Source organism: Bacteroidia bacterium (genome assembly GCA_027493955.1).
GTDB lineage: Bacteria > Bacteroidota > Ignavibacteria > SZUA-365 > SZUA-365 > JAOSJT01.
Map to the genome: position 1 here is coordinate 2,746,400 of JAOSJT010000001.1, position 20,187 is coordinate 2,766,586.

The window sequence follows — 20,187 nt, forward strand, 5'->3', positions numbered from 1 at the left end:
AAGGAACAGCCGTCATGGCAAAAGCAAAACCCGATTCCGCAGCCATTCACTCCCGCGCCAAAGATCTCATGAGCAACCTCAAGGATCTGACCATAAAGCGCGATACGATCCAGGCAAAGTGCGATGCCAAAATCAAGCCCGTGCAAAACGAGTTTGACAAGCAAATCGCGCCCATTGCCGAGCAAATCGCCACGAAGGAAAAGGCGCTGGAAGATCTCGTCACCGAGCATCGCGCGCTGCTCTTCACCACCGATGCCAAGTCGCTCGAATTGCCCTTCGGGACATTCGGCTTCAAGGATTCGCCGCCCTCGCTGCAATACCTCGAAGATCACTCCGAAGAAACCGTCATCGGACTCATCAAAAAGTTCGCGAAGAAGTTCATTCCCACGTGGATCAAATCGAAGGAAACGCTGGTGAAGAACGCCGTCAAGAAAGCCGTGGACGATGGCACCTTCAAGGAAGCGGGGCTCGAAAAACTCGGCCTCAAAATCGAAGCGGCCGAGAAGTTTTTCTACAAGATCGGCAAGCAGAAACTCTAAGAGGCCCGTTATGGCACGCGAGAAAGGAACAGAGTCACAGAACGAGCAGATCCTCCGGCACCTCAAAGCCGGAGGATCGCTCACACCGCTCCAGGCCCTGCGCAAGTACGGTTGCCTGCGTCTCGGGGCGCGTATATACAACCTCAAGGCGCGTGGTCACGACATCCGCAAAGATCTCGTCACCACGCCGGGCGGTAAGCGCGTAGCCCGCTACAGCATGCCGTCGTAACACCCAACATAGGAAGGAGCTCATGAGTAAGGCATTTCACCGCAAATTCAAGACTCACTGCCGCCGGATGGGCTATACCCTGCGATACGTGGCAAAGTCGTGCGGGGTAAGTCCCGCATATATCAGTAAAATCATGAACGATAAAACGGCGACGCTCAATCCCGAGACGTTGACCGCTGTGCATGCGCGGATGCAACACATCATGGACAATGACGAGGCTGATATTAAGGCATGTATCGAATGGATCGGTCTGTCTATGCGAAGCGCTCGCCCCGTGGTGCAGCGGATCGCCCTGCAGCGGCACCTAAAATCAATGCAGTAACCACATGCGCTGCCCCAACTGCCAAAAGGATAACAACCGGGTGCACACCGTGCGCGACAACTTCATGTTGCCGCACAAATTGCGCCATCGGTTATGCCTGGAGTGTGGGCACCGCTTCGTGACTGAGGAAAAATGCATTGGTATAACCTGGGGAAAGGGAGCACAAGACGGCAACACTATGGATATGTTTGACGATACATACATCCACAGGCGCGAGAAGGAAAAGGAGCGCAAAGAGCGTCAGCTCGCGCAGCGCATAGCCAGGTACATCCGCAAATGATCGACCCGGAACAATACCGCAAGCTCATCGCACAGCTTGGTCCATTGCGCGATCGCATCATTGCAATTCTCAGCGCCGATGCCGAACTCCTCGCCGAGGCCACACTCGCAGCACTCCACCGCATCATCCGCGACAATCCCGACACCGACCTTACCGAACTTGCCGATATAATAGACCGCGATTTGCGTCTGCCGGCATCCGCCCGCGATCGTCTCACAAAGCACCTTCACGAAGGGCAGGCACGCATGGCGAGGCTCCGCGCGCAAATGCACGGCAGCATCACCGACGCGGTACTCAGCCTGGAGCCCGTAGCTCTCCAAGCACGCGCCGCGGTGGACTTCCCGGCCATCAGGCACGGACTCAATCGCACCGTGCAGCGGGCCTTGCAGCACGTCATCGATACCGGCGGCGAAATCACCGATGTAACGCGCAGGCTCCAACGCCTGCGCGTCGTCGGTCATCGCGCACGCACGCTGGCAAACACCGCCCTGGCGCAATACGACAATGCCGCGAACGTGCTCCTCGCGCGTCAGGGAGGCATCACCAGGTACAAGTATCACGGTCCCCCCGCTGAGCGCGAATTTTGCCAGGCATTGCTCTCCACCGGCCGTTTCTACACCCTTGCCGAAATCAACGCAATGGACAACGGCCAGGGACTTCCCGTATGGTCCAGTTGCGGCGGCTACAACTGCCGACACCAGTGGCTGCCGGTGCCGGTGAGGGACGAGGTGTCGGAGGAGTGGTTTAATAGGGACGTACAAACGCTGATCGACGTTGATGCTTCCACCCAAAAACGCATTTTCGGAAGAGAACTGGAGCGCAGTGAATTTATACGATTGGCGGGAGCACCGGACGGTGCAAAGCTTTTGGTAGAGCCTGCCGGCAATGCAATTGAACTCGTTGTTGAGCACCCTTTGTACAGCGATCAGTGCGTCCGCAGGATCTATAAAGCCGGTAATGGTGATGTAAGGATGGTAAATGAGGGATTGTTTACGAAGAAGGAATCGCCTGGCGCCTTTGGATTGCGAGCGTTTCAGCAGCAGGTGCAGCAATGTAGCGAATTAGGGATTCGCAAGATTAGAACGACGGCTGCACGCGACCGCGATTTGAATGGATATTACACGTGGCCGAGATTCGGTTACGATGCTGAGCTTCCAGTCAAATTCAGGAGCCTACTTCCCCCGGAACTTTCTGACGTTGATAACCTTTCAGACTTGATGAAAACGAAACAAGGCCGAGATTGGTGGACGCTGAACGGCGATACTGTTACCGTCGATTTTGACCTTGCGCCGGATAGTTATTCGATGCGAACTTTGAGGGAATATTCATTATCTCGGAAGGTGTATCCATGGCCGTAAAAGTGATCGAGACCCCTCCTATGACAGATGAGCAAGTGGCGGCGATCCGCGCCAGATCCAAAGCGAGACGCGAAAACCCCGACCGTCTCCTGGGTGACGAAATTTCGTTTACCACTGAAGACGAGGCCATTCTCGATAGGATATGGGATAGCTACGCTCAAGAGGATAATAAGGCCAAGTCCGAGCAAAAATCGCAAGACTCAGAAAAGTGAGTCAGTCTGAGGCTACCCCTCGAAAACGGCTCATTTTAGCCACCCGCCTCTCCCGTTTTTGCATTTAGTGTGAAAACGAATCCCCGTAAGTCATTGATTTTTCGTCCGGCCATTTTGCAGGTAGAGTGAGAATCTTCAGTAGGCGTGACTGGTGGAATCCGCAGGCGGCTCGAGCTTGGGCGGCGGCGTCTCCGGCACCGTGGGCTCGGAGCAGCGCCACAAAGCGGCGGCGAGCACGAAAAGAAATAGTGTACGCAGGTGTTTGTCCATGGCAACTCCTGTTGTTGTGTTGAGTAACGGAAACGTGGCCGGTGCCGCGCGGAAGCATGCACATGCCCGTGGTTTTCGGAGTACGCGACTGTGTCCCCTTGCACCCACGCAGGGCGGCAGTCAAAGGACACATGCGGGATGTATCTATGCAGGCTCGTTGTACGAACCGGTCACATTTCGGGCCGGGACGGAATATCAGATGGGAATAACGTAAATAGAAGACATGCTACGGAACAAGGGAAATATTTATGACCTGAATGGGATGGCCGCATCCCTGAAATCCATTCCCCGGGTAAGCACCGCATCATCCGCGTCGCGCGCATAGACTCTGACCAGCGACCAGTCGCCCTGCGCGAGCGGCGGCGTCACCGTCGAGCCGCGGTCCCACGAAAGAAATGTCGGAAACTCCGCGGAGTAGAACGGACGGCCTGATGTTACCGGTTGATCCAAAAACACCGCCGCGTCCGATGGATCCGGATAATTCGCGTTACCCGTCGGGATGTAGGGCGAGGGAAAGTCGTTCGGCTCGCCGGTCTGATCGCCGTTGCCATCCACAAACCAGGGGTCACGAAAGCGCACCGTGCCGTCGTCGGCGAATTCCTCGAAGTTGTTGAAAATTTGAACGGAGGCGGGAGAGAAGAAGTTTGCAACTTTCTCGATCGGATTTTGTGGATTACCTGTATTGAACAGGTGCAGGAGGCGATGCTCTGCAACTTGACCATCCCAGTTGTGGTGCTTGTACAGTATATCCGGAGTGATCCGGTCGTCAAGGAGTAACACCTTGTAGTTGACATTGGGATCAAGCTGCAATGTGCGAGGGGGAGTGAACTGGAATGGTTGCCCTCCTTCCCGTGTCAGGGAGTACTCGGGTTCGGCGATATCTTCGCCATTGATTTGCTCCTGTCCATCGGCGACAGTTTTGAACGTCGTCTGCACCTGCGCGGAGAGGCCTCCGGCGAGCAGGACGAGGAGCAGTGCGGTGATAATGACAGATCTCATGGAGACCTCCTTTCTTGATGATAGAAATGTTGACGGCTACTGTGCCGCCTTGGTGCCACGAATGAAAATGGCGGTACTGTTGCTGTTTCCAACTAAAAACACGCCGTTTCGTGAAACCGCGATGTCATAAATGACAAGGCCGTTGGGGAATCGCCGTGATATTTCCTCGTAGAAATACAGATTTCTGCCATTGTAGTGCAGGACAGTCGCATAATGCCCCGCATAGAAGACATCATTGTCCGCGCGTCCATTTGCGCAGATTGGCAAGCCAACGATGCGATCCGGCGTAGGCGGCGGAATATGCAGAGTATCCCATACGGCGGGATTCACCAGCGATTGCATGTAGATGAAATCCGGGCATACCGCATGCAGGCGCTCCTCGCTCGCCCAGATAGCGGTGGCATAGGTGATCGGATGGGCGCGACCGGTTTCACGGTATATTGGGGTGATCATCCCATCCCGCAAGTGATGGAAAATTCCTCCGGTCGAGTCATAATCCCAGCCGCCGATGTAGAATTCATTCGGCCCGGCCTGCGCAAACGACTTTATCGTCTTGGCCGTGCCCGTGGGGATGGGCTCGAAGCGTTCATGCTTTGGACCGATGAAGCGGAGCAGATTTCCTCGCCCCCCGAACATGTAGACATGACCATCGGTGCCGGATTTTATTTTGCCAGTGCCAATGTACAGGCCATTGAGCTCGCGGTGGAAGCGTAATGTTGCCGAGTCGCCTCGCAGTTTCGTACTCGCGATTGGGCCCCAAAATGTGACGTTTCCGTCCTCGACAGTAACTCCGTCGAGGGCGACAGCGCTTAGAAAGCCATTCAGGTCTAAATCGATGGCATACGGTTTGATCTCGCTCGGGGTGATGTGAAATGCATTCGCCCTTCGATTCATCCGCCCGCTTGACAGTCCCGGTATCTCATATCCGAGTTCCACATCGCCCACAGCCCAGACACTGGTGTCGGATTCCGCGGCTACGGCCACGAGCGTGGAGCCGAACTTGCCGAGCACGAAAAACTCCCAGGTGTAGGCGTGACTGGTGGAATCCGCAGACGGCTCGAGCTTGGGCGGCGGCGTCTCCGGCACCGTGGGCTCGGAGCAGCGCCACAAAGCGGCGGCGAGCACGAAAAGAAATAGTGTACGCAGGTGTTTGTCCATGGCAACTCCTGTTGTTGTGTTGAGTAACGGAAGCGTGGCCGGTGCCGCGCGGAAGCATGCACATGCCCGTGGTTTTCGGAGTACGCGACCGTGTCCCCCGCGTCCGCGCAGGGCGGCGGTCATAGGGCACATGCGGGATGTATCTATGCAGGCTCGTTGTACGAACCGGTCACATTTCGGGCCGGGACGGAATATCAGATGGGAATAACGTAAATAGAAGACATGCTACGGAACAAGGGAAATATTTATGACCTGAGGGATGCTCCCGGCCATGCCATCGTTTCCGCATTGCACGATATCCGCGCGAGCGAGTATTTTACAGGATGATAACTCGCACCCTTTCCGCCGTCATAGGCGTCGCGTTGCTGCTCACGGGCACACTCACCGCCCAGAACTGGGCTCCGAAATTCGAAAAATTCACGCTGAAGAATGGACTGGACGTTATCCTGCACAGGGACACCACGCTGCCGTTGATCAGTGTCTCCATGGCGTACCGGGCAGGATCGTCGGCCGACAAGCCCGGCAAAACCGGCATCGCCCAGATAGCCGGGGAGCATCTCATGCTCGGGACACGAAAAGTGCCGCGCGAGAAACTGCTGGAGTTTCGATCGAAATACAACGCCATGATTCAGGCGCAAACCGGGGTCGACTGGGTGAACCTCTCCACCACCATGCCAATGAACCACCTCGAAGCCGCCATCATGATCGAGGCGGATCGTCTCGAGAGCATCGATGACGCCCTGACCGCGGAATCCGTCGGCGCGGCCATCAAGCGCCTGCGCGAGGAACATGCAGCCCGCGCGCAGAAGCCGCTCGGAACACTCAATCCGAAAATCTTTCAGGAACTGTACGATGAGCGGCATCCCTACAGGCATGTGACCATCGGCGACGCGGACGATCTCGACAGTATCGGTCTCGCGGACGTCCGTGCCTTCGTCCGCAGGAACTACCATCCCGGCAACGGCAGTCTCACGATCGGCGGCAACTTCTCCCTCTCCGCAGCGCGCAATTATGTCGAAAAGTACTTCGGAAGGATACAGGGGAACCGCGGCGCGCAGAAATGGAAAACCGACGCCGTGTTCACTCCCATCGGACAAGGTGGGTTTATTCTTGAGGACAATATCCGCTACAATCAGCTCATGCTGGTGTTCCCCACCGTGGCGGCCGGCCATCCCGACGAGCCCGCGCTGCGCCTTCTCGCACAGGTGCTCGCCGGCTCCAACGAGGCCGTCCTGCGCCGCAATCTCCCGAAGCAGAATCCCAATATCATCTCCGTCGAGGCCTCACAGAGCTCGCAGGAAGTGACCGGCACATTCTGGCTGACCATCACCTGCAAAATGGATGCCCAGCTGCAACCCGTGTACGACGACGTGATGCGCATTGTCGCGGCCATTGCAGACGGCGGTGTGCCGGAGGACGATCTTGTTTCGGCGCGCAACCATATGTCCATGGCCTTTTTCGCGCCGATGGAAGCCTTCTACGGCTTCGGTGGTCGCTGCGATCTGCTCAACCTCGGCAATCTCCTGGCCGGCTCACCGCTGTTCAACTTCAATCAATTCCACGCCTCGCTGGCTGCCGGCTCCCCTTCCCTGCAGCGCGCTGCCGGCAGCTACCTCACGCAGAACAATCAACTCGTTGTCAGCATCCTCCCCGCCGGAAAAAGTTCGCAAGCCGTCACATTACAGTAGAAGCTCTCTCTGCGTCTCTGCGCCTTTGCGTTGAATTCTCCTCCGCGTCTCTGCCTCTCTGCGCCTTTGCGTTGAATTCTCCTCCGCGTCTTCGCAGCTCTGCGCCTTTGCGTTGAGTTCTCCTCCGCGTCTCTGCCTCTCTGCGCCTTTGCGTTGAGTTCTCCTCCGCGTCTTCGCAGCTCTGCGCCTTTGCGTTGAGTTCTCCTTCGCGTCTCTGCCTCTCTGCGCCTTTGCGTTGAATTCTCCTCTGCGTCCTTGCAGCTCTGCGCCTTTGCGCTGAGTTCTCCTCCGCGTCTTTGCAGCTCTGCGCCTTTGCGCTGAATTCTCCTCCGCGTCTCTGCCTCTCTGCGCCTTTGCGTTGAGTTCTCCTCCGCGTCTCTGCCTCTCTGCGCCTTTGCGTTGAATTCTCCTCTGCGTCTTTGCGTTGAATTCTCCTCTGCGCCTTTGCGTTGAATTCTCCTCTGCGCCTTTGCGTTGAATTCCCCTCTTCGGCTTGTCGTTTTTCTTCTGACACGGAAGTTTTGTAGATTCTACGGTCGCAGCACCTCAGTGAAAGGCCTGATATCATGGAATTAGACGTACTGTTTCTCTCGCGATTTCAATTCGCGCTCACGATCATGTTCCATTATCTCTTCCCGCCGCTCTCCATCGGGCTCGGTGTGCTCATGGTGATCATGGAAGGGATGTACCTCAAAACGAAGAACCGCCAGTACGAAACCATGGCGCGGTTCTGGACGAAGATTTTCGCCGTCGTGTTCGCCATGGGCGTGGCCACCGGCATCGTCATGGAATTTCAGTTCGGGACCAACTGGGCTACCTATTCCCGTTATGTCGGCGACGTCTTCGGATCGCCGCTCGCGGCGGAAGGCGTGTTCGCGTTCTTCCTCGAATCCGGCTTCCTGGCCATACTCGTGTTCGGCTGGGATCGCGTCGGCCCGAAAATGCATTTCTTCTCCACTGTGATGGTCTCTCTCGGTTCGATGTTTTCGGCCGTGTGGATCGTCGTCGCGAATTCGTGGATGCAGACTCCCGCCGGATATCATATCGTGGGTGAGGGCATGACCGCGCGCGCGGAGATCACCGACTTCTGGGCAATGGTGTTCAATCCCTCCAGTGTGGACCGGCTCACGCACACACTCATCGGATGCTGGATTCTCGGCGCCTTTTTCGTGATGAGCATCACCGCGTATTACATTCTTCGTGGCCGCCATGTCGAGATCGCGAAAAAATCCTTCACCATCGCCCTGGTCATGGGAACCCTTGCGTCGCTGGCCGCCCTGGTTTCGGGTCACACGCAGGCGCATACCGTTTCGCAAACGCAGCCGGCGAAGCTGGCCGCCTTCGAGGGACACTTCGAAACGGGTCCCGGCACGCTGTACCTGTTCGGGATACCCGACGAGGAAACGCGGCAGGTGCGCTACGGGCTCGGCATTCCCGGCGGATTGAGTTTTCTCCTCTACAACGACTTCGACGCGCCGGTGAAAGGGCTCGATCAGATTCCCCGCGACGAGTGGCCCCCGCTGCAAATCCCTTTCCAGATGTATCATCTGATGGTGGCGCTCGGTATGTATTTCATCGGCATCACACTGCTGGCTTCGTGGTTCCGCTGGCGCGGAACGCTCTTCGACAAGCGCTGGCTGCTATGGATATTCGTGTTCTCCATCATCGGTCCCTACATCGCAAATCAGGCGGGATGGATCGCCGCCGAGGTGGGACGACAACCATGGATTGTGTACGGACTGCTTCGCACCAGCGACGCTCTTTCAAAAACGGTGAAAGCGGAGGAGGTGCTGACCTCCATCATTCTGTTTTCGCTGATCTATCTTTTCCTTCTCGCGATCTGGCTGTACATCATGAACGACAAGATCAAACACGGGCCCGAAGAGCTCTCACCCGCCGGAACCGGAGAGAGGCGTCCGCTGCTGGAAACCCTGTCCGCGCTCGCCGACCATGGCGGACCGTCTCTCGCACACGGCGACAGAGAAGAAAAGGAGAAGAAATAGCATGGATCTGAACATTTTCTGGTTCATACTGCTCGGCGTACTGCTCACGGGTTACGCCATACTCGACGGCTTCGACCTCGGTGTGGGCATACTGCACTTGTTCAGCAAGGGCGACCATGAGCGCCGGATTTTCATGAATTCCATCGGTCCGCTCTGGGACGGCAATGAAGTCTGGCTGGTGACTTTTGGCGGTGCACTGTTCGCGGCATTTCCAAACGCCTATGCCACGGCCTTTTCCGGTTTCTATCTGCCGTTCATGTTTCTGCTGTTCGCGCTGATATTCCGGGCCGTGTCCATGGAATTCCGCAGCAAGCAGGAGATGCGCTGGTGGCGCCGCATGTGGGACGGAAGTTTCACCGTTGCGAGCACACTCGCGACGCTGCTCTTCGGTGTGGCGGTGGGTAATATGATGATAGGCCTCCCCATCGGTCCGGACATGGAGTCGCAGGGCACGGTGTTGTCCATGCTGAATCCCTTTGCCCTCCTGACCGGCGTTTTCGCCGTCGCCACCTTCGCGATGCACGGCGCGATTTACCTGTATCTCAAAACCGAAGGCGCATTGCAGCAACGCATTCACACATGGATGTGGACGACGTTCGGGATTTTTCTCGTCCTCTACATGGTCACGACCATGGCCACGCTCGTAACATTGCCGAGCGCGGTAAGGAATTTTCAGGAAATCCCCTGGGCCTGGGTCGTCGTACTGCTGAACGTGCTCGCGATCGCGAACATCCCGCGCGCGATATATCTCGGAAAGCCGTTCTATGCCTTCATTTCCTCCTGTTGCACCATCGCGGCGCTCACGTTTCTCTTCGGCTTTTCGCTTTTTCCCAACATGATCGTATCGAGTCTGAATCCCGCATGGAGTCTGACCATTTACAACGCCGCGTCGTCACAAAAGACGCTCGGTATCATGATGTGGATCGCCTTCCTCGGCATGCCGTTTGTGCTGAGTTACACGATAGCGATTTACTGGATTTTCCGGGGGAAAACGAAACTCGGGAAGTTCAGCTACTGAGCAAAAAGCGATAAGAGCGCTGAAGAAAAAGAAATCGTCACGCTGCGTCCTGAAGGCATCAGACAGCCTTGATCTGATTGACGGTTCACATCGGGGATGACATGAGGCTCTGAAAGCGAAAAAACCCGCCATACGGCGGGTTTTTTCAACGATCTATTCAATTTCCGAATCAGTTCTTGTTGCTGGATTCGGTCTTGTTGCTTGCTTTCTGGGCGGTTTTGGTCGTCTCGACGGCCTTGTCTTCACACTCGGCTTTGTTCGAGGCTTTCTTCGCCTTTGCTTCGCTGCTGCAGTCGCTCATCTGCTTTGCCTTGGAAGAGGAACTGGCGCAACAGCCGGACTTGACTTTGGACTCGGCCTTGGGCTGCTCCTGGGCGTTGACTGCGGACAGCGCAAAGGTAAGAGCGAACACTGTCGCGAGGCTGAGGATTTTCTTCATACGTGGCTCCTTCTGGTGAAATGGTGAACAAATTAAATATATGCGCTTGTCAATCTTTTTCCAAGGGGAGAAAGGAGTGACCTGATTTCGCAGGTCGCGTTGCGAAGCAGCGGTGCTGTCATCGTTGTTCTGCTTTCGGCGCAGAAGACGGACATGGGATTGTAGTCTCTTTCAGGACGCGCAGACATTCGTAGCACAGCACCCCCGTCGCCACAGCTACATTGAGGGAGTGTTTGGCGCCAAGCATGGGGATGTCAATGGCCAGATCGCAATAGGGGAGAACCGTGTCGGACACACCAGTGATTTCATTCCCCACCACGACGGCCAGCGGGAAGTGCTCCGGAGCAAGATCGAAGCAGGAGACGCTCTGACTGGTTTGTTCAAGCGCGGCGATGGCCAGGCCTTCCTGCCTGAGGCGTCGGAGTACTTCCGTCACATCGTACACGTACTCCCAGGGCACGCTCTCCGTGGCGCTGAGCGAGGTCTTGGAAATTTCCTTGCGCGGAGGATAGGGGGTGTACCCGCACAAATACAGTTTTTGCACCAACGCGCCATCACAGCTCCGGAAGATCGAACCGACGTTGTACAGACTGCGGACGTTGTCCACGACAATCACGAGTGGATTGCGGGATTTCTGCAGGGCTTCCGCCGGTGTCGGACGGGACAGCTCGTGATGAAGCAGTTTTTTCACGGGGTGTCTCCCGCTTCCTTTTTCTTCCACATCATGAGCCGCTCACGTCCCATCCGGGGTTTGACGGAAGTGGTCGGCGTGCATTCAAACGTCAGATTGAAGTACGGCGACATGAGCTGCTTCCATACGTCTACATCGATGGAAAAGGGAGGACCACCCGGGCGACCATCTATGGGAAACAGGAGCATCAGCGCGTAACCATCCGGACGGAGCAGCGCATGTGTCGCCCGCACCAGTTCAGCCCGTCTCGAAGGATCGACGGCGCAGACACAGGTGTACTCGACGATGAGATGAAAACTCCCGCGTACGTCTCCGGGCATGTCGAACAAGTCCGCATGAAGCAGCGTGAGTCTTTCCGGCGTGGGTGTCAACTCACGCAGGTGCTTCAATGCCTCGCTGCTGAAATCAATGGCGGTGACGTCAAAACCGTATCGGGCGAAGAGCAGGGCGTCGTAACCGCGACCGCTGCACGGAAGAGCCGCCCGGGGAGCATGGTCTGTCAGTCGGAAATCCGCTCCTCCGATCTCGCGCAGATCCAGACCGTTACGTCGGAGGATGTCATCGAACACCGGTGTCGGCGTCCCCATGTCCCATCCATCCCGCTCGCTGCGGTAGGCCTCGTCCCAGAATTCCGGGAGATTCACTTCAGACATTGGCGTTGTGCCAGTCGGTTTTAGGTGTGTATTCCCTCCGCAGCCGGGAGATGCGCGCGTGCCGCTCGATGGCCAGATCAATCAGCTGTTCCAGCAATTCCGGATACGGAACACCGCTCGCCTCGAACAATTTGGGGTACATACTGATGGATGTGAAGCCCGGAATGGTGTTTACTTCGTTGACGATCAGCTCTCCCGTGCTGCGCGAAAGCAGAAAATCCACCCGCGCCATCCCTTCGAGCGACAGCGCGGTGAATGCGCGAACCGCCATGTCTCTGAGCTGCGCCCCAAAGGCGGTATCCATTTCAGCGGGGATATGGAGTTGCGAGTTGCCGTCCACGTACTTCGCGTCGTAATCGTAGAATTCGTTGCCGGGGACGATTTCACCCGCGACACTTGCAATCGGCTGTTCGTTGCCGAGTACGGCGACTTCGATCTCGCGCGCATCCTGCACCGCGTGCTCCACGAGGACGGTGGTGTCGAATTCCGCGGCGAGGCGCATCCCTGCGACAAGCTCCTGCTCCGTCGTGGCCTTGCTGATGCCCACACTTGAACCGAGGTTCGGCGGTTTGACGAACACCGGCAACCCGAGTGCTTCGATAACGCCGGGTGCGATATCCTCGGCACTGTCCAACACCAGCGACGAAGGGAAGGAAAGAAATTCCGCGACCGGAAGACCGGATTCGCGATGCAGACGCTTTTGCAGCACTTTATCCATCGCAACCGCCGAGCCCGCCACTCCCGCGCCGACATAGGGAATGCCGGCCAGTTCGAACAGACCCTGCATGCAACCGTCTTCGCCGTAGGTGCCGTGCAGCACCGGGAAAATGGCGTCGATCTGAAGCTGATGCGCACCTGCTTCGTCAAAGAGAAGCAGACCGCGGCCCGGTTCGGGCGGAAGCGTACAGGGGGTGCAGTCACCGGCGCCACTGCGCAGGAGTTCCAACGCCCCGTCTCCCGTCCACCATCTCCCCCTCTTGTCGATGCCGACCGGGATGACGTCGAATTTCGCCGGATCAAGAGCGTTCATAACGGATTGAGCGGACACCAGAGAAACTTCGTGTTCTCCGGAACGGCCTCCGAACAGGACAGCGATGCGTTTGATAATCATGGGGCCTCGAGAGTTTCTGGACGCAGAGAGAAACATACGCAGGGATGCGGGTACATGCAATCCAGCGACGATGTACGCTCGCCTGCCCGCCGAAGCATCACAGGAGCATGGCACAACCGTCGGAACATGAGAGCGCAGGCGGGACGACTTAAGATTCACGATTCTCGGTTCTCGACTTCACAACAATTGATTGTTTTTCCACCACGCCCATGCTATGTTGAATCTCATGCGGAACGCCTTGTCTTTTCTTGTTTTCTTCATCTGTATTTCGGCTGTCTCCCTGAGTCAGGAGGCCGGGTCAGGACAATCCGATCCGCAACATCCCTCCTCAAACACCGCAAGCACGGGCACCGACACTGTATCACCAGACTCTGCCTCTGTACACTCAGGCAAATCTCCTCTTGGCGCGGTGCTTCGCTCGGCTATCCTGCCCGGACTGGGGCAGTTCTACAACGAAGCGTACTGGAAGGTGCCGGTGGTTCTCGGTCTCACAGGATTTCTCATCTACGGTGTGGTGACAGAGCACGCGACCTACACGGATTATCGCGACCAGTACGACGCTTCAATTACCACCGACGTACCATCGGGGAACCTCCGCTTGAAGCTTTTCAGGGAATTCTACCGCGACCGCCGCGACACCTATGCCTGGTGGCTTCTCATCGCGTATCTGTTCCAGATCGCCGACGCTTTCGTGGATGCCCATCTTTACAGCTTCGACATCGGCGACGTCGATGCACTGCAACTTCTCCCTGCCGCCAACGGTCTGCGACTGCAACTTCGTTTCTGAGCGGTGACTCGCCCTGAACTTCCCCCGCTTGACCTCACGCGTAACGTTTCAGGCTTGATGCTTCACGTTGAACGTTTCACGTTTAACGTTTAACTCGTAGATTGAGAGATTGGACGCTATGAAAGCTGTCCGTTGACACACATGCAAATGAGCACTCCTCTATGAAAATGATTTTCGGTTGGATACGATCAATGTATGATTGGGTCGAGGGCTTCTCGACGAAACCGGGCGCACTGTGGGCACTGTTCATCATAGCGTTTATGGAATCGTCCTTTTTCCCGATTCCACCGGATGTATTACTTATCGCGCTCGCGGTGGCCATGCCTGCCCGCTCGATGAAGTTTGCGGCGATTTGCACCGTCGGCTCGGTACTGGGAGGCATGTTCGGATATTTCATCGGCTATGAGCTGATGGATCTCATCGGAAGGCCGATCATCGACTTTTATAATGCCGGTGCGTACTGGCTAAAGGTGGAGGAAGCGTATCGCGGGCCGGTCGGCGTGTGGTTCCTGGTCGCAGCCGCGTTTACTCCCATTCCCTACAAAGTGGCCACTATCGCCGCGGGCGCGACACTCATGCCGTTTCTGCCCTTCGTTATCGCATCGGCGTTGGGGCGTGCCGCACGATTCTTCCTCGTCGCCGGACTGATCTGGAAATTCGGGCCGAGCATCAAGACTTTTATCGAAAAATACTTCGACAAACTCTCCATCGCCTTTGTGATTCTGCTCGTGCTCGGCTTTGTCGCTGTCAAGTACGTGTTCTGAGCGGAGAGCGAAGAGCAGAGAGCATCGTCGTGCAAGTCGGACGTCGGTGTGGGAGGAGCAGAGAGACAGAATGCTCCGACCATCCTCAATTCTTTCCGTAACAGTACAAAGAGGGTTTAGTCCTTTAAGTTCTGGCTGTGAATGAGAAGTGCCGATGTAGTGCGAAAAGTGGGCAGCGGACATGACTCCGCTTCCTGCACTAACGCTCGACTTGCATGGCCGTGCTCTACGCTCTCCGCTCTCTGCTCTCCGCTCTCTGCTCTCCGCGCTCTGCTCTCCGCGCTCCGCTATCCGCGCTGAAACACACAGGGCCGCCCGATTGGACGGCCCTGCGCGTTAGAACGAAGAAAATCGGAAGGCTTACTTCGAAAGCACCATCTGGTGGCTCTGGACAAAGTCTCCGGCCATCATTCTGTACACATACGTGCCGCTCGGCAGCCCGCTCGCGTCGAAGTCCACGGCGTAGCGTCCGGCGGGAAGTATGTCGTTGATCAGCTCGCCGACTTCCATGCCGAGTCCGTTATACACGACGATGCGTACGGGACGCTCTTCGGCAACGGTGAAGCTGACGGTTGTGGACGGGTTGAAGGGATTCGGGTAGTTCTGCTCGAGACCGAAAACGGTCGGCAACGCGTCGCCCGGCTTGCCCATCATGTACGACTGCGCAAGCGCAATATTGCCCGTGCTGTTCGTCGGATTCAGATCGAACACCGTCACCAGGTTGTTACCCGGATCGGACGCCGAACTGGTACCCATGATCGGGTCTTCCCATTGACCCAGGGCCACCGCCTGACGCACGCCGTGCAATTGGTTGCGGTCGGCAATCATCACAGCTTCCTGATCCGCATACGGGAAGGTGATGTTCGCCGTCCACCAGCCGCCGCCCGTCGTCGTGATCTGCCAGTAGCGCTTCACGTACAGCATGCGCGCAAGGTTCTGTGGCAACTGATACGGATACACGCGAATGGTCATACCCGCGATCGAACCACCCGTCACCTCCACCGTGGCGATCGGATTGCCGGTGCCGGTGGCGGTGAAGTTGTAGGTGTTGCCGGAGGACAGCGACGAAAGCGTCGCTTCCTCGTACTGTGTGCCGCCCTTCGTGCCGGAGTTCACCACGCGAAGTTCCACGTCGATGTTCAGCGGTTCGTTGGTCGCGACCAAACCGTTATTTGGCGGCGGGAAGTCGTCGTTGAACAGAAAACCGTAGAAGGTGATCTGTCCCACGTGCAGACCCGGAGCCAGGCCGTTCGGGTTGATGGTCAGCGTGAAGTCCTGGAACTGCCGCGGACGCGGCGGAGTGAAGTTGTACCCCTGCATCGTCGGTTCCGGCGTCGCCTTCGTCAGCGTGATCCACGGGGTGTTCGTCTCCACATCCCAGAGGAAGTCGCCATTGGCACCGTAGATGTTGGTGGACGATGCCACCTCGTACGTCCTATTGATCAGGCCGGGTACCTTATAGGTTGCCGTGAACTGCAGCTTCTTCCCCGGATCATTGATGAACGTGTTCACCGGATCGCCGGGGATGCCAAAAGCGATTTTCGGCGGAGGAGAGGGATTGTCATCCAGTACGATGTCATCAATTACCACCGCGCCCGCGCCGGCGTTGCTTGTGACGTGGAAGCCGATGAAGTACACACCTGGCTGATTCGGGGTATTGAAGTACGGATCCAGACCGCCCGCGATTTGCTTGGCGGTCATGAAGCCGGTGTTGGTGAAATTCGCAAAGGTCGCGAAGGTGGTCATCGACCCGGGATCCGGGCTCATACCGTAGGCGACTTCCACGCGCTGCGGGGCGCCGCTGACGGATTTCATGTTGAAAGCTATTCTATAGCTCGATCCGGCCTGGAGATCAGCTCCAGGCGTAAAGAACCAATCGTCGGCGACCTGCGTGTCACCGGGATATGACACAGCGTTGCTGCCCGCACTACCGACACCGTTGGCAACCGACCATACGGTGGGACCAGCACTGTTGTACACCGTCCAATCGTAATCCAGGAATCCGGGATCATCACTGAAATTAGGTGCAAGCATGCTGTCGAAGTTCTCGCGGCCATGAATTTTCGTATTATCGATGCGACGCGTGTCGCTGCCGGTATTGTCCGTCACGTCACCATCTGCGGCCCAGAACACCTTGACGTAGACTGTCTGTCCGGCGCTGGGCACGAGTCCCGTCACCTTCTGATTGAAGCTCACCACAGCCTTGCGGTTGTTCCAGGTCGGATTGAAGGTCTGCTGCACACCGTCGAACTCGCTTGTCGGCATGCTGCCCATCTTGTATGTGATGCTGATGCCATTCGGCGCAGCTTCGCGCCCAACACTTTCGAGCACGACATCCACGGTATGTGCCGCGCCACCTTCAATACGGGCCCAGTTCATATCGGCATAGTTCAAACGCACGTCGTCCACTGCGACATCATACTGGGGAGGTGGCTGTGGATATTCATCAGCGCCGATACATGGACTCGGCCCGCGTTGATCACCATCGAAGTCGTCCGTGTACCCGCTCACCGCGACACCCGCCTGATATCCCACGTCCGAGCTGCTGTGGAGATCCGTTGCGCTGGCGAAATACGGATCGCCGTACACTGTATTCTGGTTGAATCCGGTCGACACCGCTTGCATGGCCGCAAGACTGGTGTAACTCGTCCCCTCCCAGTAGTATGATGTCGTTCCGGTGCCGATGCGGTAGAATGCGTTGTTGTCGAACAGACTGTACGACACCGCCGATCCCGAAGTCATGTGATACTGCGCGTAAAATGTACCACTGCCCTCGAGCACTACCCAGTTATTGGCGTATTTATTGTCGTACGCTGTGGCCTCTCCGTAAACGTACAGACCGTATGTGGTACCGGTGGTCTTACAAAATACAGAGTTGTACACACAATCTGTGTAACGCGGATAGCTCACATACAGCCCGTAATTCGTGGAGGTACCGTTCGTCGCGCCCATGTTGTTATAGACACGCGCACGGTTGTTTGTCGAGGCATAGTAATAGTTCGGGCGGTATACGTACAAAGGACTGTACGCCGCGAAACCGTAGTTGTAGCTGATCTCCGGGCCGTTGTTCGGATAGTAGATGTAATAGGCGTATCCGGAACTGGTTGTAAACGTGCCGGTGGTTCTCTGTATGGAACGGTTGCGCTTCACCGTGATCGAACCACTGTAGTACATGTACATGCCATAGTAGTACCAGTCCGTAATGGTGTTATTGATGAACTGGTTGCCCGAGGAAACGAGGTAATCCGACGAACTCGAACCGTTCCAGCGAATGCCGTAATACCCGCCGATGATGTTGTTGTCTTCGAGCAAATTATTGCTGCCGTGGGCGCCATACGTACTGTATGACGTTGTCGTACTGGCCAGTACCGCGATATGATTCGTGCTCGAACCGCCATTGTACACTTCGATGTTGCAGTTGGTGATTTCGTTGTTATCGGCGGAATTCGTGAACAGAACCCCGTACCCGTATGTGGTACCTGTAGCACGGATGGTCAGATTTCTGATTCGCAGGTAATCTGCGCCATCGAGAAGCACAACGCGGTCATACGAATTGGGTGTGCTGTACTGAAGAATTCTGGTAGACGCGTTGCCTGCACCGCCGTCAAACGTGATGGTGTTCGTTGAGCTCGCACCGGGGATGGCCGGAATGGACACCTGCTCCGTGTAGGTGGAAGCCGCGACATTGAACGTGACCGGCCCGCTGATACCCGCCGCAAGCATCGCTGCGACGGCATTGTTGAAGGTGGTGAAATTTCTGTTTCCGCTGCCGGTGGGATTTATGGTGTAAATACCGTTCAGCATTTCGATGATGCTTCGCGAACCCGCGGGGTTGGTCACCGTGGGAACGCGCGGGATACCGCCCACCGTGAGCCCCGTGCATTGCGCATCCACAACATGCGAAACTGTCGCGTTGACGGCGATGTCATAGGCGAGCCAGAAATAATTCGTCCCCGGCCCCAGCACCTGTGTGCCGTTGACGGTGAACGACCCGCTGGGATTAGTGACGGTTGTTCCAAACTGACTGGTCGCAGCAAAACTCGGATTCGAGCCGGTGTAAAATACTCTTGCAGCCGTCATGTTGGCCGTGCTCGTCGATCCGGTCGTGTTGAAGGTGAACGACGTTGCGGAGATCGGGCTTGTGCTGCCGGTCACCACTATCGGGACGCCGATGATCTCAGCGTTGTTCGTACCGGTACCCACAGGGGTCGTATTGTTCTGCGTGGTGGTAGAGGACGCGTAGTCCATCGGACCCGGAGAGATAAGATCAAAACCGAAGTTGTAGCGTTCAGAACCATTTCCCGTCGGTGTACTCGCCGAACAACCGCCGGTCGCCCAGATACGGCGCGGTGCGGGAGCGGTGGAGACGTTCCGCAGCGAAATGCCTGTGCTGTAGCCCTCCTGGCAGACGATGACAATGAGGTGTTGTGTCGGATCGTATGCGAACGGCGTGTTCAGCGTGATGCCGATCCACTGATCCGCCGAGCCGGCCGGGAAGATCGTCGTCGTTGCGGTGTAGCAGAGTGTGACAGGAGTGTAATAGCCTGTTGTCGCAGTCGGCCAGGTCGCCGATTGCGCCAATGATATGGTGAGGTTGGTGAAGGTGGACTGGCTCGTGGTTGTCGCACTTCGCTGAAGGTATACACGGGTGATGAGTCCGTTGTATGCCCCGGAGAACTCGCCCGCCTGATACTGTAGCTGGATCTTATTGGTGGAGGAATTCAGCGGGAATGAGTTAGAGCCCGATGAGTTCGCAGGAGTGGAATACTGTGGTGTCGTCTGTGCGCTCAGTGTTGAGGTCACAAGAACCAGCAACAAAAGCGTCGTTGCTGTCCACAACCGATTCCGGGGTTCAAGCCTCGTGGAAGAGAATTTCATGCATCACCTCGAGAATGTGAGGATAATATGTAAGTGGGAAATGACCTTTCGGATAACACCTTTCGATGGATGGGACAGGAACTGCCGCGCGGATTGGTCTCCGATGCGCCTAGCAGCCGTACGTCAACATGACTGCGGTAACCTTTTGGACGTACCGCTGTCAATCTGTAATCCGGCGCGAGGTCGCTTGTTACCCGATTGCATACGGGCCTCCAGAAGCCGCAACGTGACCGGATACAGGGTGCACTACACGAATCCCGCTGCTGCTCGTGACGCTACGGCGGGATCTCGTTATTCTATGTTTGCTTCCGCTGCACTGTGACCGTAAACATGTCGGTATGCCATGTACCGACTGATCTCATCACGTCGGATGAGCGCGTCAACGAATCACTGGAGAGATAGCTCGAATAGAGAATAATTCAAGGGGCAATATAACGGTGCAGCGCCATCAAACGCAAACATGCGTATGAACGTGCGGACGTAATCCTCACACGTGAAGAGGTGGCACTATGATGCGTGACTACCGTCTTTTATTGTGATGAAGAGACAGGATGCTGCGGGGACAGCTCAATCGGATATCCCCCTGCAAAACTTCCATGGAATGAGCGATCTGCGGCAAGGCCATACACGGGACAAATTCTTCGCAGCTTGGGCGCTCCCACGCAAAGAGATGCTATTGTCATAACAACGGCAATGCGCGAAATTTTTTCTGACGGAGGATTCTAACGCCGGGGAGAAAAACGACTCCGCGCCGTTTCCCTTCAGAAGATATCCCGGTAGGACCAGTC

Annotated in this window: 18 protein-coding genes; 10 read left to right on the forward strand and 8 right to left on the reverse strand. The window is 56.5% G+C overall.

Features of this window, described 5'->3' with window-relative positions:
* Window positions 1–14 precede the first annotated feature (14 nt).
* The 5 genes from M5R41_10485 to M5R41_10505 all read left to right on the forward strand — a co-directional run bounded on the left by M5R41_10485 (window position 15) and on the right by M5R41_10505 (window position 2,940).
* The gene (locus M5R41_10485; protein ID MCZ7556814.1) at window positions 15–539 is read left to right on the forward strand and encodes a host-nuclease inhibitor Gam family protein; all 525 of its coding nucleotides are present in this window, start codon (window positions 15–17) and stop codon (window positions 537–539) included.
* A gap of 10 nt (window positions 540–549) precedes the next feature.
* Complete coding sequence (locus M5R41_10490; GenBank protein MCZ7556815.1) at window positions 550–768, forward strand: helix-turn-helix domain-containing protein; 219 nt, start codon at window positions 550–552, stop codon at window positions 766–768.
* A gap of 22 nt (window positions 769–790) precedes the next feature.
* The gene (locus M5R41_10495) at window positions 791–1,090 is read left to right on the forward strand and encodes a helix-turn-helix transcriptional regulator (protein ID MCZ7556816.1); all 300 of its coding nucleotides are present in this window, start codon (window positions 791–793) and stop codon (window positions 1,088–1,090) included.
* Between the two features lie 276 nt (window positions 1,091–1,366).
* Entirely contained in the window at window positions 1,367–2,728 is a 1,362-nt protein-coding gene (locus tag M5R41_10500; protein ID MCZ7556817.1) for a hypothetical protein, read from the forward strand.
* Complete coding sequence (locus M5R41_10505) at window positions 2,719–2,940, forward strand: hypothetical protein (protein ID MCZ7556818.1); 222 nt, start codon at window positions 2,719–2,721, stop codon at window positions 2,938–2,940. Before M5R41_10500 ends, M5R41_10505 begins: the two co-directional genes overlap by 10 nt.
* A gap of 135 nt (window positions 2,941–3,075) precedes the next feature.
* Here the strand turns inward: M5R41_10505 and M5R41_10510 are convergent, their stop codons facing one another.
* The 3 genes from M5R41_10510 to M5R41_10520 form a co-directional block, all read right to left on the reverse strand.
* Complete coding sequence (locus M5R41_10510; GenBank protein MCZ7556819.1) at window positions 3,076–3,210, reverse strand: hypothetical protein; 135 nt, start codon at window positions 3,208–3,210, stop codon at window positions 3,076–3,078.
* A 246-nt stretch (window positions 3,211–3,456) separates the two neighbouring features.
* Window positions 3,457–4,209: a hypothetical protein gene (locus M5R41_10515; GenBank protein ID MCZ7556820.1), complete on the reverse strand. Its 753-nt coding sequence runs from the start codon at window positions 4,207–4,209 to the stop codon at window positions 3,457–3,459.
* Between the two features lie 36 nt (window positions 4,210–4,245).
* A complete protein-coding gene (locus M5R41_10520; GenBank protein ID MCZ7556821.1) occupies window positions 4,246–5,367 on the reverse strand; it encodes a hypothetical protein in 1,122 nt (373 codons plus the stop codon).
* 323 nt (window positions 5,368–5,690) lie between these two features.
* On the opposite strand from M5R41_10520, the gene M5R41_10525 reads away from it, so the two are divergent.
* From M5R41_10525 to cydB, 3 genes are all read left to right on the forward strand, one after another.
* Window positions 5,691–7,055, forward strand: coding sequence for an insulinase family protein (locus M5R41_10525; GenBank protein MCZ7556822.1), 1,365 nt, complete (start codon window positions 5,691–5,693; stop codon window positions 7,053–7,055).
* A gap of 566 nt (window positions 7,056–7,621) precedes the next feature.
* On the forward strand, window positions 7,622–9,058 hold the full coding sequence (locus M5R41_10530; protein ID MCZ7556823.1) for a cytochrome ubiquinol oxidase subunit I: 1,437 nt from the start codon (window positions 7,622–7,624) through the stop codon (window positions 9,056–9,058).
* Window position 9,059: 1 nt separating this feature from the next.
* A complete protein-coding gene (gene cydB, locus M5R41_10535) occupies window positions 9,060–10,076 on the forward strand; it encodes a cytochrome d ubiquinol oxidase subunit II (GenBank protein ID MCZ7556824.1) in 1,017 nt (338 codons plus the stop codon).
* A 169-nt stretch (window positions 10,077–10,245) separates the two neighbouring features.
* Here cydB and M5R41_10540 read toward each other — a convergent pair whose 3' ends face one another.
* From M5R41_10540 to M5R41_10555, 4 genes are all read right to left on the reverse strand, one after another.
* A complete protein-coding gene (locus M5R41_10540) occupies window positions 10,246–10,515 on the reverse strand; it encodes a hypothetical protein (protein ID MCZ7556825.1) in 270 nt (89 codons plus the stop codon).
* A 118-nt stretch (window positions 10,516–10,633) separates the two neighbouring features.
* Window positions 10,634–11,206: an RNA methyltransferase gene (locus M5R41_10545; protein MCZ7556826.1), complete on the reverse strand. Its 573-nt coding sequence runs from the start codon at window positions 11,204–11,206 to the stop codon at window positions 10,634–10,636.
* Entirely contained in the window at window positions 11,203–11,859 is a 657-nt protein-coding gene (locus M5R41_10550; GenBank protein MCZ7556827.1) for a TPMT family class I SAM-dependent methyltransferase, read from the reverse strand. The genes M5R41_10545 and M5R41_10550 overlap by 4 nt, the downstream gene beginning before the upstream one ends.
* Window positions 11,852–12,970 carry a D-alanine--D-alanine ligase gene (locus M5R41_10555; protein MCZ7556828.1) on the reverse strand — a complete coding sequence of 373 codons (1,119 nt, stop codon included), beginning with the start codon at window positions 12,968–12,970 and terminating at the stop codon, window positions 11,852–11,854. The genes M5R41_10550 and M5R41_10555 overlap by 8 nt, the downstream gene beginning before the upstream one ends.
* A 226-nt stretch (window positions 12,971–13,196) precedes the next feature.
* Here M5R41_10555 and M5R41_10560 point away from each other — a divergent pair, with 226 nt between their 5' ends.
* Window positions 13,197–13,757, forward strand: a complete 561-nt coding sequence (locus M5R41_10560; GenBank protein MCZ7556829.1) for a DUF5683 domain-containing protein — start codon at window positions 13,197–13,199, stop codon at window positions 13,755–13,757.
* A 167-nt stretch (window positions 13,758–13,924) separates the two neighbouring features.
* The gene (locus tag M5R41_10565) at window positions 13,925–14,521 is read left to right on the forward strand and encodes a DedA family protein (GenBank protein MCZ7556830.1); all 597 of its coding nucleotides are present in this window, start codon (window positions 13,925–13,927) and stop codon (window positions 14,519–14,521) included.
* A 360-nt stretch (window positions 14,522–14,881) separates the two neighbouring features.
* On the opposite strand, the gene M5R41_10570 is transcribed toward M5R41_10565, so the two are convergent.
* The gene (locus M5R41_10570; GenBank protein ID MCZ7556831.1) at window positions 14,882–19,399 is read right to left on the reverse strand and encodes a T9SS type A sorting domain-containing protein; all 4,518 of its coding nucleotides are present in this window, start codon (window positions 19,397–19,399) and stop codon (window positions 14,882–14,884) included.
* Window positions 19,400–20,187: the final 788 nt, after the last annotated feature.

Coding starts and splice junctions, on each gene's coding strand:
- M5R41_10550 (MCZ7556827.1), bottom strand. CDS start 11,859: ATGTCTGAAGTGAATCTCCCGGAATTCTGGGACGAGGCCTACCGCAGC.
- M5R41_10570 (MCZ7556831.1), bottom strand. CDS start 19,399: ATGAAATTCTCTTCCACGAGGCTTGAACCCCGGAATCGGTTGTGGACA.
- M5R41_10505 (MCZ7556818.1), top strand. CDS start 2,719: ATGGCCGTAAAAGTGATCGAGACCCCTCCTATGACAGATGAGCAAGTG.
- M5R41_10500 (MCZ7556817.1), top strand. CDS start 1,367: ATGATCGACCCGGAACAATACCGCAAGCTCATCGCACAGCTTGGTCCA.
- M5R41_10560 (MCZ7556829.1), top strand. CDS start 13,197: ATGCGGAACGCCTTGTCTTTTCTTGTTTTCTTCATCTGTATTTCGGCT.
- M5R41_10510 (MCZ7556819.1), bottom strand. CDS start 3,210: ATGGACAAACACCTGCGTACACTATTTCTTTTCGTGCTCGCCGCCGCT.
- M5R41_10555 (MCZ7556828.1), bottom strand. CDS start 12,970: ATGATTATCAAACGCATCGCTGTCCTGTTCGGAGGCCGTTCCGGAGAA.
- M5R41_10490 (MCZ7556815.1), top strand. CDS start 550: ATGGCACGCGAGAAAGGAACAGAGTCACAGAACGAGCAGATCCTCCGG.
- M5R41_10485 (MCZ7556814.1), top strand. CDS start 15: ATGGCAAAAGCAAAACCCGATTCCGCAGCCATTCACTCCCGCGCCAAA.
- M5R41_10540 (MCZ7556825.1), bottom strand. CDS start 10,515: ATGAAGAAAATCCTCAGCCTCGCGACAGTGTTCGCTCTTACCTTTGCG.
- M5R41_10525 (MCZ7556822.1), top strand. CDS start 5,691: ATGATAACTCGCACCCTTTCCGCCGTCATAGGCGTCGCGTTGCTGCTC.
- M5R41_10515 (MCZ7556820.1), bottom strand. CDS start 4,209: ATGAGATCTGTCATTATCACCGCACTGCTCCTCGTCCTGCTCGCCGGA.
- M5R41_10495 (MCZ7556816.1), top strand. CDS start 791: ATGAGTAAGGCATTTCACCGCAAATTCAAGACTCACTGCCGCCGGATG.
- cydB (MCZ7556824.1), top strand. CDS start 9,060: ATGGATCTGAACATTTTCTGGTTCATACTGCTCGGCGTACTGCTCACG.
- M5R41_10565 (MCZ7556830.1), top strand. CDS start 13,925: ATGATTTTCGGTTGGATACGATCAATGTATGATTGGGTCGAGGGCTTC.
- M5R41_10530 (MCZ7556823.1), top strand. CDS start 7,622: ATGGAATTAGACGTACTGTTTCTCTCGCGATTTCAATTCGCGCTCACG.
- M5R41_10520 (MCZ7556821.1), bottom strand. CDS start 5,367: ATGGACAAACACCTGCGTACACTATTTCTTTTCGTGCTCGCCGCCGCT.